The 15,729-nt window shown below is 72.6% G+C and carries 13 protein-coding genes and 1 pseudogene; 7 read left to right on the top strand and 7 right to left on the bottom strand.

From position 1 onward, the window contains the following. Nucleotides 1–39: 39 nt before the first annotated feature. On the top strand, nt 40–744 hold the full coding sequence (locus ACIQU4_RS19555) for a hypothetical protein (protein WP_403731936.1): 705 nt from the start codon (nt 40–42) through the stop codon (nt 742–744). Between the two features lie 98 nt (nt 745–842). On the opposite strand, the gene ACIQU4_RS19550 is transcribed toward ACIQU4_RS19555, so the two are convergent. Beyond that, entirely contained in the window at nt 843–1,523 is a 681-nt protein-coding gene (locus ACIQU4_RS19550; protein ID WP_403731934.1) for a TetR/AcrR family transcriptional regulator, read from the bottom strand. Nucleotides 1,524–1,584: 61 nt separating this feature from the next. On the opposite strand from ACIQU4_RS19550, the gene ACIQU4_RS19545 reads away from it, so the two are divergent. After that, nucleotides 1,585–3,225 carry an FAD-binding oxidoreductase gene (locus ACIQU4_RS19545; RefSeq protein ID WP_403731932.1) on the top strand — a complete coding sequence of 547 codons (1,641 nt, stop codon included), beginning with the start codon at nt 1,585–1,587 and terminating at the stop codon, nt 3,223–3,225. A 264-nt stretch (nt 3,226–3,489) separates the two neighbouring features. Beyond that, nucleotides 3,490–4,170, top strand: coding sequence for an HAD family hydrolase (locus ACIQU4_RS19540; RefSeq protein ID WP_403731929.1), 681 nt, complete (start codon nt 3,490–3,492; stop codon nt 4,168–4,170). Nucleotides 4,171–4,200: 30 nt separating this feature from the next. Here the strand turns inward: ACIQU4_RS19540 and ACIQU4_RS19535 are convergent, their stop codons facing one another. The 5 genes from ACIQU4_RS19535 to ACIQU4_RS19515 form a co-directional block, all read right to left on the bottom strand. After that, nucleotides 4,201–5,361, bottom strand: a complete 1,161-nt coding sequence (locus ACIQU4_RS19535) for an LLM class flavin-dependent oxidoreductase (protein ID WP_403731926.1) — start codon at nt 5,359–5,361, stop codon at nt 4,201–4,203. Between the two features lie 11 nt (nt 5,362–5,372). After that, nucleotides 5,373–6,419, bottom strand: a complete 1,047-nt coding sequence (locus ACIQU4_RS19530) for an LLM class flavin-dependent oxidoreductase (protein ID WP_403731923.1) — start codon at nt 6,417–6,419, stop codon at nt 5,373–5,375. Next, nucleotides 6,416–7,795 carry an NtaA/DmoA family FMN-dependent monooxygenase gene (locus ACIQU4_RS19525; protein WP_403731920.1) on the bottom strand — a complete coding sequence of 460 codons (1,380 nt, stop codon included), beginning with the start codon at nt 7,793–7,795 and terminating at the stop codon, nt 6,416–6,418. Before ACIQU4_RS19525 ends, ACIQU4_RS19530 begins: the two co-directional genes overlap by 4 nt. Nucleotides 7,796–7,884: 89 nt before the next feature. Beyond that, nucleotides 7,885–9,069 carry an LLM class flavin-dependent oxidoreductase gene (locus ACIQU4_RS19520; RefSeq protein ID WP_403731918.1) on the bottom strand — a complete coding sequence of 395 codons (1,185 nt, stop codon included), beginning with the start codon at nt 9,067–9,069 and terminating at the stop codon, nt 7,885–7,887. A gap of 129 nt (nt 9,070–9,198) precedes the next feature. Next, nucleotides 9,199–9,330, bottom strand: a complete 132-nt coding sequence (locus ACIQU4_RS19515) for a hypothetical protein (protein WP_403731916.1) — start codon at nt 9,328–9,330, stop codon at nt 9,199–9,201. On the opposite strand from ACIQU4_RS19515, the pseudogene ACIQU4_RS19510 reads away from it, so the two are divergent. Further along, nucleotides 9,330–9,873 (top strand): annotated as a pseudogene (locus ACIQU4_RS19510) (hypothetical protein); the annotation flags it as partial. The gene ACIQU4_RS19515 and the pseudogene ACIQU4_RS19510 overlap by 1 nt on opposite strands. Before the next feature lie 43 nt (nt 9,874–9,916). Here ACIQU4_RS19510 and ACIQU4_RS19505 read toward each other — a convergent pair. Then, complete coding sequence (locus ACIQU4_RS19505; RefSeq protein WP_403731913.1) at nt 9,917–11,332, bottom strand: short-chain fatty acyl-CoA regulator family protein; 1,416 nt, start codon at nt 11,330–11,332, stop codon at nt 9,917–9,919. A 388-nt stretch (nt 11,333–11,720) separates the two neighbouring features. Here ACIQU4_RS19505 and aceA point away from each other — a divergent pair, with 388 nt between their 5' ends. The 3 genes from aceA (at nt 11,721) to ACIQU4_RS19490 (ending at nt 15,593) form a co-directional block, all read left to right on the top strand. After that, the gene (gene aceA / locus ACIQU4_RS19500) at nt 11,721–13,007 is read left to right on the top strand and encodes an isocitrate lyase (protein WP_403731910.1); all 1,287 of its coding nucleotides are present in this window, start codon (nt 11,721–11,723) and stop codon (nt 13,005–13,007) included. Nucleotides 13,008–13,113: 106 nt separating this feature from the next. Further along, complete coding sequence (aceB, locus tag ACIQU4_RS19495) at nt 13,114–14,712, top strand: malate synthase A (protein WP_403731908.1); 1,599 nt, start codon at nt 13,114–13,116, stop codon at nt 14,710–14,712. After that, nucleotides 14,709–15,593, top strand: a complete 885-nt coding sequence (locus tag ACIQU4_RS19490; RefSeq protein WP_403731905.1) for a 3-hydroxybutyryl-CoA dehydrogenase — start codon at nt 14,709–14,711, stop codon at nt 15,591–15,593. Before aceB ends, ACIQU4_RS19490 begins: the two co-directional genes overlap by 4 nt. Nucleotides 15,594–15,729: the final 136 nt, after the last annotated feature.

The following is a 15,729-nucleotide window of genomic DNA, read 5'->3' as shown; positions in this document are numbered from 1 at the left end:
TAGAGTCCGCACCCAACACCGTCCATCGAAGGAGCCCGTATGTCCGTTCAGGAGATTCCCACTCTCAAGTCCCAGTACGCAGAGAAGGTCGCCGCCGACCTCGACCTGAACACCGGCGAGCAGGAGCGCATCCGAGAGGAGATCGCCTCCCTCCAGGAGCGCCTGGCCGGTCTGGAGCAGGACCACGCACTCCTCGTCGGGATGCGGGCGGCCCTCGGTGACATCGCGACTGCGGTGCCCGCCCCGCGCACCGGCAAGAAGGCCGCGACGACCGCCACCGCGACGACCACCACCGCGAAGAAGGCGACCGCGAAGAAGGCGACCGGCAGGAAGACGACCGCCGTGAAGGCCGCGGCGAAGGAGCCCGCGAAGGCGAAGGCCGTCGCGCCGAAGGAGAAGCCTGCCGCTCCCAAGGAGAAGGCCGTCGCGTCCAAGGAGAAGCAGGTCCCGCTGACCGAGCTGATCCACCGGCACCTGAGCGGCCAGGCGGAGCCGAAGACGGCCCGCGAGATCGCCCAGGCCCTGAAGACCGCGCAGCCGGACCGCAGCGTCAGCGACAACCTGGTGCGCACGACCACCGAGCGTCTGGTGGCCCGCAGCCTGGCGGAGCGCGTCAAGCAGGGCACCACCGTCTACTACACGGCCCTCCCGCACCACGGCGAGGCGGGCGGGGCCCCGGCCGCCGCCGAAGAGGCGGTGGCCGGGAAGGAGACGGAAAACACTCCGGTGCCGGCCACCACCTGACCGTCCCGTACGGAGGGCGCCACCACGCGGTGCTTCCCCGGGCCTGCCGGCTCCGCCTCCGGCCCGGGGTGCCGGACGGGCCGATCGGAGGCTACTCGTCAGGCGCTGCGGATGGCCGTCAGCAGGCGGGCGCAGCGGGTGCTCATGTCCTGGGCGGACTGTTCGGGGTGGGCGATCCACCAGCCCATGAGGGCGCTGACGGTGCCCGTCCACACGTGCTTGAGGGCGTCGGCGTCGAGGGGGTCCTCGTTGCCGCGGCCGCTGAGCAGCGCCGCGGTGCCCGTCGCGGCGAGCACGTCGACGGCCTCGCGGTGCCGCTGGGCGGCGAGGCGCAGTTCGGAGCCGGGCGGCAAGGTCCTGTCGTAGAGGACGAACCAGGCGTGCCGCCGTTCTTCGAGGGCGGTGAAGAGCCCGGTGAGGACGGAGTGGGGGAGCCGCTCCTCGGCGGTGGCGGTCGGTCCGCCGGACATCGCCTCGTCGATGGCCGCGATGACGCGGGCGGCGATGTGTTCGAGGCAGGCGAGGTAGAGCCCGTCCTTCGAGTCGAAGTAGGCGTAGAGCATCGGCTTCGTCACGCCCACCCGCCCGGCGATCGCGGCCATCGACGCGGAGGCGTGCCCGTGCCGGCCGAACTCCTCCATCGCGGCGGCGAGGATCTGCTCCTCGCGCTCGGCGCGCGGTACGCCCTTCGTCCCCGCCGGTCTGCCCCGGCGCCTGCCCGGCGGCGGCGACGTGGTCGGTGGGCTGCCCGGTGCGGCGCCGGCGCTTGTGGAGTCCATGAAGCGAACTATACGGTGGAGTAAATTACCAAGCGGTAAATTGCCGAAGGGTTATATCGCCATGGCCGAGACCGTGCCCGCCGCCCCGCTCGCCTCGCCCGGGCGCCGCCGCTCCTGGTGGGGCTGGGGCACCGACGACAAGGCCCTGCCCGACAGCGAGTGCGTCGCCCTCGGCGCGCTCGTCCCCGGGGCGGCCGACACCCCGCTGCCGGTACCCGACATCCGGTCCGTCGATCTGCCCACGGCCCGGGTCACCCCACCGTCCTCCCTCGCCCACTTGATGTCCGACACCCCGCCGGACCGGGCCTCCCACACCTACGGCAAGGCCTACCGCGACGTCGTACGGGCCCTGCGGGGCGAACTCGGGGCGGCTCCGGACCAGGTCGCCTTCCCCCGTAGCGAGCAGGACGTCGTGGACGTCCTGGACTGGGCCGAGGGCGCGGACGTGGTCGTCGTGCCCTACGGGGGCGGCAGTTCGGTGGTCGGGGGAGTGGAGTACCGCGGGGACCGGCGGCGGGGTGTGGTGTCCCTGGACCTCGCCGCCCTCGACCGCGTACTCGACATCGACACCGCGAGCAGGGCGGCACGGATCCAGGCGGGCGTGCTCGGACCCGACCTGGAAGCCCAACTGCGGCCGCACGGACTGACACTGCGCCACTTTCCGCAGAGCTTCGAGTTCTCCACCCTCGGCGGCTGGCTGGCCACCCGGGCCGGCGGCCACTACGCCACGCTCCTCACCCACATCGACGACCTGACCGAGTCCCTGCGCGTGGTCACCCCGGTAGGCGTCAACGAGTCGCTGCGCGTTCCCGGTTCGGGTGCGGGCCCGTCCCCCGACCGGCTGTTCCTGGGATCGGAGGGCACGCTGGGAGTGATCACCGAGGCATGGATGCGGCTCCAGGACCGGCCCCGTCACAAGGCGTCCGCCTCGGTCCTGTTCGACGACTTCGAGGCCGCGGCCGGTGCGGTCCGCGCCATCGCGCAGTCGGGCCTGCACCCGGCCAACTGCCGGCTGCTCGACCCGGGGGAGGCGGCGCTCGCGGGCGTGGCCGGCGGCGGCCGGAGCGTAGTCGTCCTCGGGGTGGAGTCCGCGCACTTCCCCGTCGCCGACCGGCTCGCCGAACTGGTCGCCCTGGCGCGGGATCACGGCGGTTCGCCGTCCGTGACCCCGTCCGTGACCCCGGCCGCGGCCGGTGGTCCCGCCGATGACTCCGCGGCCGGCGCGTGGCGCTCCGCGTTCCTGCGCATGCCCTACCTGCGCGACGGACTCGCGCGGATGAGCGTGATCAGCGAAACCTTCGAGACGGCCTGTACCTGGGACCGTGCCGGGGCCCTGTACGAGGCCGTGCACCGGGACCTGGGCGCCGTCGTACGCAGGGTCACCGGCGCCGAGGGGATGATCAACTGCCGTTTCACCCACGTCTACCCCGACGGCCCCGCCCCCTACTTCACCGTCATAGCCCCGGCGAGGCGCGGCTCGGAGGTCGCGATGTGGGACGAGATCAAGGCCGCCGCGATGGACGTGCTCGGCGCACACGGGGCGACCGTCACCCACCACCACGCCGTCGGCCGCGACCACCGGCCCGGATACGACCGGCAGCGCCCGGAGCCGTTCGCCCGGGCGCTGCGGGCCGCGAAACACGCACTCGACCCGGCAGGGATCCTGAACCCCGGAGTTCTCTTCGACGGTGAGCGGAGCTGAGCGGACGGCGCATCCGCGGCGGGCGGTCGCAACGCCGCCCGTCGCCGACCCCGCACCATTTACGGGGGCGAGCGTGCCGGAGCCGGTGCCGGGCGCCGAAGCGGCACCGCGGGGCATCGCGGGGCATCGCCGCCGCGAGAGCGGACCGGTGCCGGCCGGCCCACCGCTGCGGGCCGCGCCTGTGTGCCCTGCCGGTCCGGCTCCGCCGAATCCTCGTCCGCCGGCGGAAGGACTGCACGGGCGGGAGAGGGGTAGGCGCGGCCCATGAACCGAGCCGCCTTGTTCGACGTCGACGGGACGCTCGCCGACACCAATCATCTGCATGTGGTGTGCTGGTGGGAAGCGCTGCGCCAGGCCGGCCACGACGTCTCCATGCACGCCATCCACCGGGCGATCGGCCTGCCGGGCGAGGACCTGCTCGCCCACCTGCTGGGCGACGGCCGGGACACCGGCGAGGACGATGCGCTCAGCACCGCGCACGACACCCTCTACGGCACGTTCTTCGACCGGCTGCCCCGCATCGAGGCGGCGGACGAACTGCTGCGCACCCTGGACCGGCGCGGCTGGCGGGTCGTCCTCGTCACCTCAGCCGGCAGTGAGGAACTCGGCGCCCTCAGGCGGGCCGTCGACGCCGACGACGCCATCAACGCCACCGCCAGCTCCGACGACGTCGACGAGGGCAAGCCCGCGCCCGACCCCATCCACCACGCCCTCGAACTCGCCGAGGCGCCCGCGGACGGCGCTGTTTTCGTCGGCGACACCGTCTGGGACATGAAGGCCGGCGTGCGGGCCGGGGTCACGAGCGTGGGCCTGCTCTGTGGCGGTATCCCACGCCTAGACCTGGAAGACGCCGGAGCCCGAGCGGTGTACCGGGACCCCGCCGACCTCCTCGAACAGCTGGACCGCAGCCCCTTCACCGACGCGCCCGAGGGCACGGACCGGTGACCCGGCGTGTGCGATTCCCGCGGCCGGCCGTCAGTCGCGCCGCCGCCATTCCTCCGCCAGCAGCCGGTAGGAGAGGACCCGGTCCGCGTGCCGGTGGGTGATCGTCGTGATCAGCAGTTCGTCGGCGCCCGTCGCCTCCCGCAGCCGTTCCAGATGGTCGGCGACGGTGCGGGGCGAGCCCACGAACCGGGTCTCCACCCGGTCCGCCACGAGCCTGCGGTCCTCCTCCGGCCAGGGAAGGGCGCGCGCCTCGGCGGGCGTCGGATAGGGGATCGCACCCTCGGCCGTGCGGATGCTGCGTACCCACGGCCCGTACCCGGTGGCCAGCTCGCGGGCCGTCTCGTCGTCCTCGGCGACCACCACGTCGGCGGAGACCGTCACGTACGGCCGGTCCAGCTCGGCGGACGGCTTGAACGCGGCCCGGTATCCTTCGGCGGCTTCCAGCACCGTGGCCGGGCTGACGTGGTAGTTCGCCGCGAAGCGCAGCCCGTTGCGGCCCGCCGTCTCGGCGCTCACTCCACCGCTGCTGCCCAGGATCCACACCTGTACGTCGGCCCCCTCGCCGGGAACGGCGTGCGCCTCCACACCCTCCGGCGTGCGGTACTCGCCGCGCAGCAGCGCGAGGACGTCGTCGACCTGCTCGGAGTAGTCCTGCGGCTGCGCGCCGGGCAGGTTGAGCAGCTTCTGCTGGAGCGCCACCCGCGGATGGCCCAGCAGGTGGGCGAAGGAGAACCGGTCCGGGATGCGCAGCCCGTTCGGGGTGTACCCCCCGATGACCGGGGTGGCCGTGGCCGGTACGGGCGGTGGTGCGCCCCCGCCCCCGTCCTCCACCGGGCGGCGGTGCTGCGGCGGCCCCGCCGAGCGGCCCAGCCCCAGGTCCAGGCGGCCGGGGTGCAGCGCGTCGATCAGGCCGAACTCCTCCACCGTCGACAGCGCGGTGCGGTGCCCGAGCTGGACGGCGCCGGAACCGAGCCGGATGGTGCTGGTGGCGGACGCGGTCAGGGCCAGGACCACCGCCGGGGAGGTCCCGGCGACGCCCGGATTGAGGTGGTGCTCGGCGAACCAGTAGCGCGTGTAGCCGAACTCCTCGGTACGGCGGGCCAGGTCGATGCTGTTGGTGAGGGCCTCGGCGGCGGTCGAGCCGGACGCGACCGGGACGAGGTCGAGGACCCCGAGGGGGATTCCGGACATGGCCTGGCTCCTTACAGGTCGGGGAAGGACGGGTCGGGTATCTCCCGGCGCAGCACCGGGGCGATCTCCGACTGGAAGAGTTCGAGGGAGGCGCGGTGCTCCGCCTCCCGGAGCCCGCCCGCCTCGGCCTGCAGGTGCAGGACGGTGTGGCCGAACTCCGCGTGGTAGCGGTGGACCTTCTCGATCACCTGCTGGGGGCTGCCGATCAGCGCCGAGCTGCGCTCGACGAAGTCCTCCAGGGTCGCGAAGACAGGCTCCACGCCCTGCGCGCGGTGCGCCGCGAGGTACCGGGCGAAAGCCGGCCGGTACGCGGCGACGGCCCGCTGCGAGGTGCGCGCCGCGTGGTAGCCGGCCGTGCCCGCGCCGACGACGGCACGGGCCGGGTCGTGCCCGTGGTGCTCCCAGCGCTCCCGGTAATGCCGGACCAGCTCCGCGTACGGGCCGATGGGATGGGTGACGTTCGCCGAGAACAGCGGGTCCCCGTACCGTGCCGCCAGGTCCACCGACTCCCGGCTCGTCGCACTGCCGTGCCAGACGCGCAGGGTGCGCTGGTACGGCCGCGGCAGCACCTCCGCGCCGGTCAGCGCGGGGCGGAAGCGCGGCTCGGCGCTCACCTTGTCCTCGCGCCAGATCCGCCTGAACAGCTCGTAGCTCTCGGCGTTGCGCTCCCACTGCTCCTCGGGGGTCACGTGGAACAGCTCGCGCTGGGCCGTGCCGTTGCCCTTGCCGATCATCAGTTCGAGGCGGCCGTCGGAGAGGTGGTCCAGGGTCGCGTAGTCCTCGTACGCCCGGACCGGGTCCAGCAGGCTCAGCGTGGTGACGGCGGTGAACAGGCGGATCCTCCGCGTCAGCGCCGCGATGTGGCTGAGCACCACGGGCGGCGAGGACGACAGGAACGGCCGTTCGTGGCGCTCGCCGACGCCGAACCCGTCGAAGCCGAGCTCCTCCGCGAGCAGCGCGCTCGCGACGACCTCGCGGAACCGTTCCCGGGTGGGGGCGGCAGCGCCCGTCACCGGGTCCGTGTTGTCGGTGATCAGGGTGATGGCCAGGAACTTCACGAGGCCGCTGCCCGCCGGCCGGAGGCCGCCTGCGGCACCGTGAGGCCGAGGTGGTCGCGCAGGGTGGTGCCTTCGTACTCGCTGCGGAACACCCCGCGCTCCTGGAGCAGCGGGACGACGGTGTCGGCGAAGGTGTCGAGGCCGCCCGGGGTGATGTGCGGGACCAGGATGAAGCCGTCGGCCGCGTCCGCCTGCACCAGTGTGTTGATCTGCTCGGCGACGGTCGCGGCGGAGCCGACGAAGGTCTGGCCGGAAGTCGTGGCGATCACCAGTTCCCGGATCGAGAGGTTCTTGGCCTCGGCGAGCGCGCGCCACTGCCGGGCGGTCTCCAGCGGGTCGCGGAACTGGCGCACGCTCGCCCGGCCGAGGGCGATGGTGTTCTCGCCGGTCACGGGGTCGATGTCGGGCAGGGGGCCGTCGGGGTCGTAGCCGGACAGGTCGCGGTTCCAGACGTGTTCGAGGTACTTGATCGCGGTCTGCCCGCTGACCTGGAGGCGGCGCACCTCGTGGGCGGCCTCGCGGGCCTCGGCGTCGGTGTCGCCGAGGACGAAGGTGGCCGCGGGCAGGATCTTCAACTGGTCGTGCGTGCGCCCGTACTTCGCGAGGCGGCGTTTGACGTCGGAGTAGAACGCCCTGCCCTCGTCGAGGGTCCCGTACCGGCCGAAGATCGCGTCGGCGTCGGAGGCGGCGAACTCGCGGCCCTCGTCGGAGTCACCCGCCTGGAAGATCACCGGGCGGCCCTGTGGGCTGCGCGGCACGTTGAACCGGCCCTCGATGTCGAACTGCGGGCCCTTGTGGGCGAAGGCCCCGGCCCGGGCGTCGCGCAGGAAGGTGCCGGATCCGGCGTCGGCGACGATCTCGCCGCCGTCCCAGGAGTCGAACAGCTCGTGCGCGGTGGCCAGGAACTCCTTGGCCCGGCTGTAGCGCTCCTCCCGGGGCAGGAAGCCCCCGCGCCGGAAGTTCTCGCCGGTGAAGGCGTCCCAGGAGGTGACCACGTTCCAGGCGGCCCTGCCGTCCGAGAGATGGTCCAGGGAGGCGAACTGGCGGGCCACCTCGTAGGGCTCGTTGAAGGTGGAGTTGATGGTGCCGGTCAGCCCGAGGCGGTCGGTGACGGCCGCGAGGGCGGCCAGCACGGTGAAGGTGTCGGGCCGGCCGACGACGTCCAGGTCGTAGATCTGCCCGCCCTGTTCGCGCAGTCGCAGCCCCTCGGCGAGGAAGAGGAAGTCGAACTTCGCGCGCTCCGCGGTCCGGGCGAAGTGGACGAAGGAATCGAAGTCGATGTGGCTGCCGGCCGCCGGGTCGCTCCAGACGGTGGTGTTGTTGACGCCCGGGAAGTGGGCCGCGAGGTGGATCTGCTTGAGCGGCTCGGTGGTCATGGTGCGTCCTTCCGGAGGCGAGGCGAGGCGAGGCGAGGCGATGCGTGGCGATGCGTGGCGATGCAGGGCGAGGTGAGGCGAGGCGTGCGTCAGGCGGCCGGGAGCGGGGCCGCGGCGTAGCGGTTGACGGGCCGGTCGAGTCCCAGCAGACCGCGCAGGGTGTCGGCCTCGTACTCCCGGCGGAACAGGCCCCGCCGCTGGAGCTCCGGCACCAGGGCGCGGGAGATGGCGGGCAGGTCGTGGGCGATGACCGCGGGCCGCAGCAGGAAGCCCGACAGACCCGCCTCCCGGCGCTCCTGGAGCAGATCGGCCAACTGGCCCGACGTACCGGTGAACACGGCGGTGTCACCGTCGTACGGGTCGCGCGCGGCCTCGTCGAGGCGGCCGCGGCGGTCGGCCGCCGCTCCGGCGGTCTCGTCGAGGAACACGGTCAGCTCCCCGAAGAGGTGCAGCGGCCGCTCGCCGAGCCCCGCCGAGGCGCGCAGCCCGCGGACGGCGGTGACGGCCACCCGCGCCTCTTCGGTGTCGCGGGCCACGAGGTGGCCGATGTCGGCGGACCGGGCGATGAGCCCGTACGCCGCGCTGTCGGTGGCGCGCGCGCTCACGACGGGCTGGCCCTGGGGCGGGCGCGGGGTGATCGAAGGGCCCCGGACGCTGAAGTGGCGGCCCTCGAAGTCGATGTGGTGGAGCTTGTCGCGGTCCACGAACCGGCCCGTGGCCACGTCCCGGATCTCCGCGCCGTCCTCCCAGCTGTCCCACAGACGCCGGACCACCTCGACGTGGTCGGCGGCCTCCTCGTGCAGCTCGTCCTCCGCGAGCGGTGCGGGGCGCCGGCCGAAGTGCCGCTCCTCGTACGGGAGTCCGGAGACCTGTACGTGCAGGCCGGCGCGGCCGCGGCTGACGTGGTCGAGGGTGGCCACGGCCTTGGAGATGTGGAAGGGCTCGGTATGGGTGGCGGTCACGGCCCCCACGAGCCCGATGCGGCGGGTCAGCGGCGCCACCCGGGCGGCGGTGAGGACCGCGTCGAGCCGGCCGCGGACCCGGTCCGTGCGCTCGTCGTGGCCACCGGGGGAGGAGGACTGGAGGGCGAGCCCGTCCTCGAAGGTGACGAAGTCGAGCAGCCCGGCCTCGGCCTCCGCGACGAGGCCGGCCCAGTAGCGGGCGGTGAACAGCTCGGCGGGCCGTGCCCCCGGCTCGCGCCAGGCGGCCGCGTGCGCGCCCGCGCCGTCCAGCGAGACGGCGAGGTGCAGTGGTGCGGAATCGGAAGCGGGCATGGTGAATGACGCCTTCCTGATCGGCATGCGGAAGTGGGAGGCCGATGCGGGGTGGGCGGATTCAACCCGTCATCAAATTCTCCCGAAAAACGCTACGCCGGGCGGCGGCGCCACTCAATGACCGGAGTATTAAGAGGACTTGGCAGTCGTGTTGCCCGGCCCGCCGGATGCCGACGCGCGGGGCCGGAAGCGGATCGGGGCCTGGAAGCGGGCCTTGCGGGCGGCGCGGCGGAAGACCGTGAGGACGGCGGGGCCGGCCATCAGCGCCTTCGCTCGGCGAGGGCAAGATCCAGGGCGGCGCGAACCGCGTCCCGCAGGCGCTGACCGACTCGATGGTCACTCGAATCAGGGCCAACCGGCACGTGGACGGCGGCTGGACGTACCAGAAGGGCGAGGGCAACCCCACCGTCCTGAACTCCGCGAGCGACGTCGACATGACCGGCGCCGTCCGACACCGTGCCGTCCGCCTACTCGTCCATCGACGCGCTGCGCGCGGTCGGCGGCGGCTTCACCACGGCTCCGCCGGTCCCGGTCACCCCGGGTGCCCCGCAGTGGGTGGCCCGGTCCACCTTCACCGCCGGTACCGCCGCCAAGCTGGCGCTGACCGTCGACGACGGCGCGGGCAACCTCAAGGTCTGCTCGGTCGCGTTCACCCCCACCGGTACGACCACCACCCTCGGTGAGGTGCTGGCCGCCGCCACCAGCGGCGCCACCCCGTCCGGCTGCGTCACGAGCGTGACCCCGTCCTCCGGCACCGGGACGATCACCAACGTGAACGGCAAGGCCAACAGCGGCTCGAACACGTGTGGCCCCCGCTCGCAGGGGCCCACGGCGCGACCCGTCGGTGTCAGCCGTGGCCCGCAGCGGATGGGCCCGCCACGGGATAGGGGACGAAGGTGCTGCTGTTCTCGTCGACGGCCAGCACCCGGCCGAGCGGTGGCACCGCACGCTGCGGGCAGTCCAGGCGTTCGCAGAGCCGGCAGCCCATCCCGATCGGGGTCGCGCCCGCCGAGTTGTCGAGGTCGAGCCCGTCCGCGTAGACGAGCCGCGACGCGTGCCGGATCTCGCAGCCCAGCCCGATGGCGAAGGTCTTGCCGGGCTCGCCCCAGCCGCCGCGGTGCCGGGTGACGGCGCGCGCGGTCCACAGGTACCGCTGCCCGTCGGGCATGGCGGCGACCTGGACGTGGATGCGGCCGGGGGCGGTGAAGGCCTCGTACACGTTCCACAGCGGGCAGGTGCCTCCCGCCCGGGAGAAGTGGAACCCCGTGGCCGACTGCCGTTTGGACATGTTCCCGGCCCGGTCCACCCGGACGAAGGAGAACGGAACCCCGCGCAGCCTGGGGCGTTGCAGGGTGCTGAGGCGGTGGCAGACCGTCTCGTAGCCGATGCCGAAGTGGTCGGTGAGCCGCTCGATGTCGTACCGGAACTCCTCGGCGGCCGTGTGGAAGGCCGTGTACGGGAGGATCAGCGCGGCGGCGAAGTAGTTGGCGATGCCGATCCGGGCCAACGGGTGCGCAGCCGACCCGGCCGGGAAGTCCTCGGCGGCCAGCCGGTCCAGTTCGTCCCCGTACTCCAGGAGGGCCAGCTGCGTGGCCATCCGGAAGGCCTGCTGGCCCGGCCGGAGCCGGTTCGAGAGGTGCAGGACCCGGGCGTCGGCGTCGTAGTGGTGCAGCCGGTCGCAGTCCGCGGCGATCCTGACCCCGTGCCGGCCGGTCAGGCGCTGGGTCAGGGCGCGGATGACGTCCCCGGGGCGAATACCGATCTCACGGGCCAGCTCCTCGGCGGCGAGATCGGTGTCGTGAAGGTAGTTCTGCCGCCGGTAGAAGAACTCGCGGATCTCCTCGTGCGGCGAGCGCGGCGCCTCGGTCACACCTCCACGGCCCTCGGCAGCGTCGGTGAGCCGCTCCGCGAGGAGCTGGCTGCGCCGGCCCAGGTCCAGCAGGACCGAGGCGACCGCCGGCATCCGGGTGGCGAGCTCGGCCAGATCGGAGGCGGAGACGCGGGCTTCGGCGACCTCGTTGGCGAGCGCCTCGCGCAGGTCCGCGACCATGCGGCTGGTGTCCCGCTCCGAGAAGAACCCCGGATCCACCCCGAAAGCCTCGGTGAGGCGCAGCAGCACCGGAACGGTCAGCGGGCGGGAGTCGTGCTCCATCTGGTTCAGGTAGCTGGGCGAGATCCCCAGCACCCTGGCCAGGTCGGCCTGCGTCATCCGGCGCTCCTCGCGCAGCCGCCGCAGCCGCGCGCCCGCGTACGTCTTGCTCACCGGACTCCTCCACCGTCGGACAGGCTCCGCAGCATACGTGGACCTCGTTCACCACGGGCCTTCGCAAACTTGGCAATTTCAGCCTCGAAGATTCGCAAAGCTTGGCAGATGTACCTCCTTGATGGCACCCAGTGCCAATGCCAGAGTCAGTCCTGCGGCCAGCCGGAACCGGTGGCCGGGACGGACCTCGGATCTCCGACTCACGCCCTGATTTCGGCGATCCGAACGTCCTGATCCCGGCAGATCGGCAGCATTGCTCAGCTCCGGCCCATGGGCGGATTCGGCGGCTGCACCCTCCTTCTCGGGTTTCTCAGGCACAGAGTGTCAATGCGTGGATCCCTGCTGGGGGCATTGGCAAGACAAGCGACGGATGGAAACGGTGACGGTCATGGCAGAGGCGAACACGACGGCGGCGGCCGAGCAGCTCAAGCAGCGCTGGGCCGAGGACCCGCGGTGGGCGGGCATCGAGCGCACCTACACGGCCGAGGACGTGGTCCGGCTGTCCGGCAGCGTCCGCGAGGAGCACACCCTGGCCCGGCGCGGCGCCGAGCGCCTGTGGCGGCAGCTGCACGAGCAGGACTACATCCACGCGCTCGGCGCGCTGACCGGCGGCCAGGCCGTCCAGCAGGTGCGGGCCGGGCTCCAGGCGATCTACCTGTCCGGCTGGCAGGTGGCGGCCGACGCCAACCAGGCCGGGCACACCTACCCGGACCAGAGCCTCTACCCGGTCAACTCCGTTCCCCAGGTGGTGCGTCGGATCAACAACGCGCTGCTGCGCGCCGACCAGATCGCCACCGCCGAGGGCGGCGCCGACACCACGGACTGGCTGGCCCCGATCGTCGCGGACGCGGAGGCCGGCTTCGGCGGCCCGCTGAACGCCTTCGAGCTGACCAAGGCGATGATCGCGGCGGGTGCGGCCGGCATCCACTACGAGGACCAGCTCGCCTCCGAGAAGAAGTGCGGTCACCTCGGCGGCAAGGTCCTCGTCCCGACCTCGCAGCACATCCGCACCCTCAACGCGGCCCGCCTGGCGGCCGACATCGCGGACACCCCGACCCTGATCATCGCCCGTACGGACGCCCTCGCCGCGACCCTGCTGACCAGCGACGTCGACGAGCGCGACGCCGAGTTCTGCACCGGCGAGCGGACCGCCGAGGGCTTCTACCACGTTCTGGGCGGCATGGCCCCGGTCATCGCCCGCGGGCTCGCGTACGCCCCGTACGCGGACCTGATCTGGGTGGAGACCGGCACCCCGGACCTGGAGCAGGCCCGCGAGTTCGCCGAGGCGATCCACGCCCAGTACCCGGACCAGATGCTCGCCTACAACTGCTCGCCGTCCTTCAACTGGAAGGCGGCCCTGGACGACGACCAGATCGCCAAGTTCCAGCGGGAGTTGGGCGCCATGGGATACCGCTTCCAGTTCATCACGCTGGCCGGCTTCCACTCGCTCAACCACGGGATGTTCGACCTGGCCCGCGGCTACGCCGAGCACGGCATGACCGCGTACGTCGACCTCCAGGAGCGGGAGTTCGCCGCCCAGGCGCAGGGCTTCACCGCGGTCAAGCACCAGCGCGAGGTCGGCACCGGCTACTTCGACCTGGTCTCCACCGCCGTCAACCCGGCCTCCTCCACCACCGCGCTCGCCGGCTCCACGGAAGAAGAGCAGTTCCACTAGGAGCGGGGCGCCGATCCCACCCGGCGCCTTGCGCCCGCCGTCCGACGGCGCCCGGGGCCGCTGCGGCCCCGGGCGGCGACCACCCCACGCCGAGGAGCAGAACCGCATGTCACTCAAGCCCCTGACCCGCAGTGTCCAGGTCCTCGGTGCGCCGGGTGAGCGCCACGAGGAGATCCTGACCCCCGAGGCCCTGGAGTTCATCAGCCGGCTCGACGCCGCGTTCGCGGAGCGCCGCCTGGAGATCCTCAAGGAACGCCGGCGCCGCTCGGCCCACCTGGCCTCCGGTTCACCGCTGGACTTCTCCCGCGCCACCGCCGCCGTCCGCGCGGACACCGACTGGCGCGTGGCCCCGCCCGCCCCCGGTCTGAACGACCGCAGGGTCGAGATCACCGGACCGCCCGAACGCCGCATGGCGATCAATGCCCTCAACTCCGGTGCGAGGGTGTGGATGGCGGACTTCGAGGACGCCACCGCCCCCACCTGGAACAACGTCATCGGCGGCCAGATCAACCTGATCGACGCCATCGACCGGCGCATCGACTTCACCACCCCCGAGGGCAAGGAGTACCGCCTCGGGCCGGACCTCGCCACGATCATGGTGCGCCCGCGGGGCTGGCACCTCCTCGAAGAGCACCTGGAGATCGACGGCCGGCCCGTGTCCGCCTCCCTCGTCGACTTCGGCCTGTACTTCTTCCACTGCGCGCAGCGGCAGATCGACGCCGGGTACGGCCCGTACTTCTACCTCCCCAAGCTGGAGAACCGGTACGAGGCCCGCCTGTGGAACGACATCTTCGTGTACGCCCAGGACCTCCTCGGAATCCCGCGAGGCACCGTCCGCGCGACCGTCCTGATCGAGACGATCACGGCCGCGTTCGAGATGGAGGAGATCCTCCACGAGCTGCGCGAGCACAGCGCGGGGCTGAACGCCGGCCGCTGGGACTACCTCTTCAGCCTGATCAAGACGTTCGGTCACCGCACCGACTTCCAGCTCCCCGACCGCGCCGAGGTCACCATGACCGCCCCCTTCATGCGCGCCTACACCGAACTCCTCGTACGGACCTGCCACCGGCGCGGCGCCCACGCCATCGGCGGCATGGCCGCACACGTCCCCAGCCGGGACGCGGACGCCAACTCCGCCGCCCTCGCCAAGGTGCGGCTCGACAAGGAACGGGAGGCGGAGGGCGGCTTCGACGGCTCATGGGCCGCCCACCCCGGGCTCGTCCCCGTCTGCCGCGAGGTCTTCGGCAGCGTCCTGGGAGACCGTCCGAACCAGCTGGAGCGGACCCGCGAGGACGTCGAGGTCACGGCTGCCGACCTGTTGTCCGTACGCCGGATCGCCGCACCGCCCACGCAGGAGGGCATCCGTTCCAACGTGGCCGTGGCCCTGCGCTACTTCGACGCCTGGCTGCGCGGCAGCGGAGCGGTCGCCCTGAACGGGCTGATGGAGGACGCCGCGACCGCAGAGATCGCCCGCGTCCAGATCTGGCAGTGGCTCCGCCACGACCGGGTGGACCGGGCGGTGGTCACCGACCTCCTCGACGCCGAATGCGCGGCCCTGGAAGCGGAGGACCCGCGGGCCCTCGTTCCCGAGGCGCGGGAGGTCTTCGTGGACAGTGCGCTCTCGGTGCAGCTGCCCGCCTTCTTCACCCCCGAGGCCTACACCCGCCACCTCGTCCGTCGCACCGCCGTGCAGGTGAGCGCGTGAACGCCGGCGTGCGGCCGGCCCGGATCCGGCGCGTCGGAGTCGTCGGCGGGGGTCGGATGGGCGCGGGCATCGCCGAGGTGTGCGCGCGTGCCGGACTCGACACGGTCGTCGCCGAGGTGGACGCCACCGCAGCCCGCGCCGCCGGTCAGCGCGTCGCCGTCTCCCTGGAGCGCGCCGTTCAGCGCGGGAAGCTCGACCGGATCTCCGCCGAGGACGCCCTCACCCGGCTGGTGTTCACGGGGGACCTGGAGGACCTCGCCGACCGGCAGCTCGTCATCGAAGCGGTGACCGAGAACCCGGATGCCAAGACGGGGGTCTTCACCGCGCTCGACAAGATCGTCGAGGACCCGGAGGCGATACTCGCCACCAATACGTCGGCCATCCCGGTCATGCGGCTGGGCATGGCCACGAGCCGGGCGGACCGGGTGGTGGGCCTGCACTTCTTCAACCCCGTGCCCGTCCTGCCGCTCGTCGAGGTCGTGTCCTGCCTCCACACGTCGGCGGACACCCTCGCCGCGGTCGAGGACTTCGCCCGCGACACCCTGGGCAAGACCGTGGTCCGCTCCCGGGACCGGGCCGGGTTCGTCGTCAACGCGCTGCTGATCCCCTACCTCCTGTCGGCCGTCCGGATGGCGGAATCCGGCTTCGCGAGCGCCGCGGACGTGGACGCGGGGATGGAGCTGGGCTGCGCCCACCCGATGGGACCGCTCAAGCTCGCCGACCTGATCGGCCTCGACACGGTCGCGGCGATCGCCGAGTCCCTCTACGAAGAGTTCAAGGAACCGCTCTACGCCCCGCCCCCGCTGCTCCGGCGGATGGTGCAGGCGGGACTGCTGGGCCGTAAGACCGGCCGCGGGTTCCACACGTACGGCCGGGGCTGAGCGCCCCGGCACGGTCTCCGGGCCGAGGGTGCTCCGGAGGCACGCGGGAGCGGTGGGGGTGTGGCGAGTGGTGTCGCCGCACCCCCGCCGTGTCTCATTTCAGCGTCCGGCATGTGGAAAGCGGTGTTCATTCCCC

Source organism: Streptomyces sp. NPDC090741, assembly GCF_044769045.1.
In the GTDB taxonomy this organism is placed as follows: Bacteria; Actinomycetota; Actinomycetes; order Streptomycetales; family Streptomycetaceae; genus Streptomyces.
This window is presented reverse-complemented; position numbering and strand designations above follow the sequence as displayed.

Coding starts and splice junctions, on each gene's coding strand:
- ACIQU4_RS19555 (WP_403731936.1), top strand. CDS start 40: ATGTCCGTTCAGGAGATTCCCACTCTCAAGTCCCAGTACGCAGAGAAG.
- ACIQU4_RS19550 (WP_403731934.1), bottom strand. CDS start 1,523: ATGGACTCCACAAGCGCCGGCGCCGCACCGGGCAGCCCACCGACCACG.
- ACIQU4_RS19545 (WP_403731932.1), top strand. CDS start 1,585: ATGGCCGAGACCGTGCCCGCCGCCCCGCTCGCCTCGCCCGGGCGCCGC.
- ACIQU4_RS19540 (WP_403731929.1), top strand. CDS start 3,490: ATGAACCGAGCCGCCTTGTTCGACGTCGACGGGACGCTCGCCGACACC.
- ACIQU4_RS19535 (WP_403731926.1), bottom strand. CDS start 5,361: ATGTCCGGAATCCCCCTCGGGGTCCTCGACCTCGTCCCGGTCGCGTCC.
- ACIQU4_RS19525 (WP_403731920.1), bottom strand. CDS start 7,795: ATGACCACCGAGCCGCTCAAGCAGATCCACCTCGCGGCCCACTTCCCG.
- ACIQU4_RS19520 (WP_403731918.1), bottom strand. CDS start 9,069: ATGCCCGCTTCCGATTCCGCACCACTGCACCTCGCCGTCTCGCTGGAC.
- ACIQU4_RS19515 (WP_403731916.1), bottom strand. CDS start 9,330: ATGGCCGGCCCCGCCGTCCTCACGGTCTTCCGCCGCGCCGCCCGCAAG.
- aceA (WP_403731910.1), top strand. CDS start 11,721: ATGGCAGAGGCGAACACGACGGCGGCGGCCGAGCAGCTCAAGCAGCGC.
- aceB (WP_403731908.1), top strand. CDS start 13,114: ATGTCACTCAAGCCCCTGACCCGCAGTGTCCAGGTCCTCGGTGCGCCG.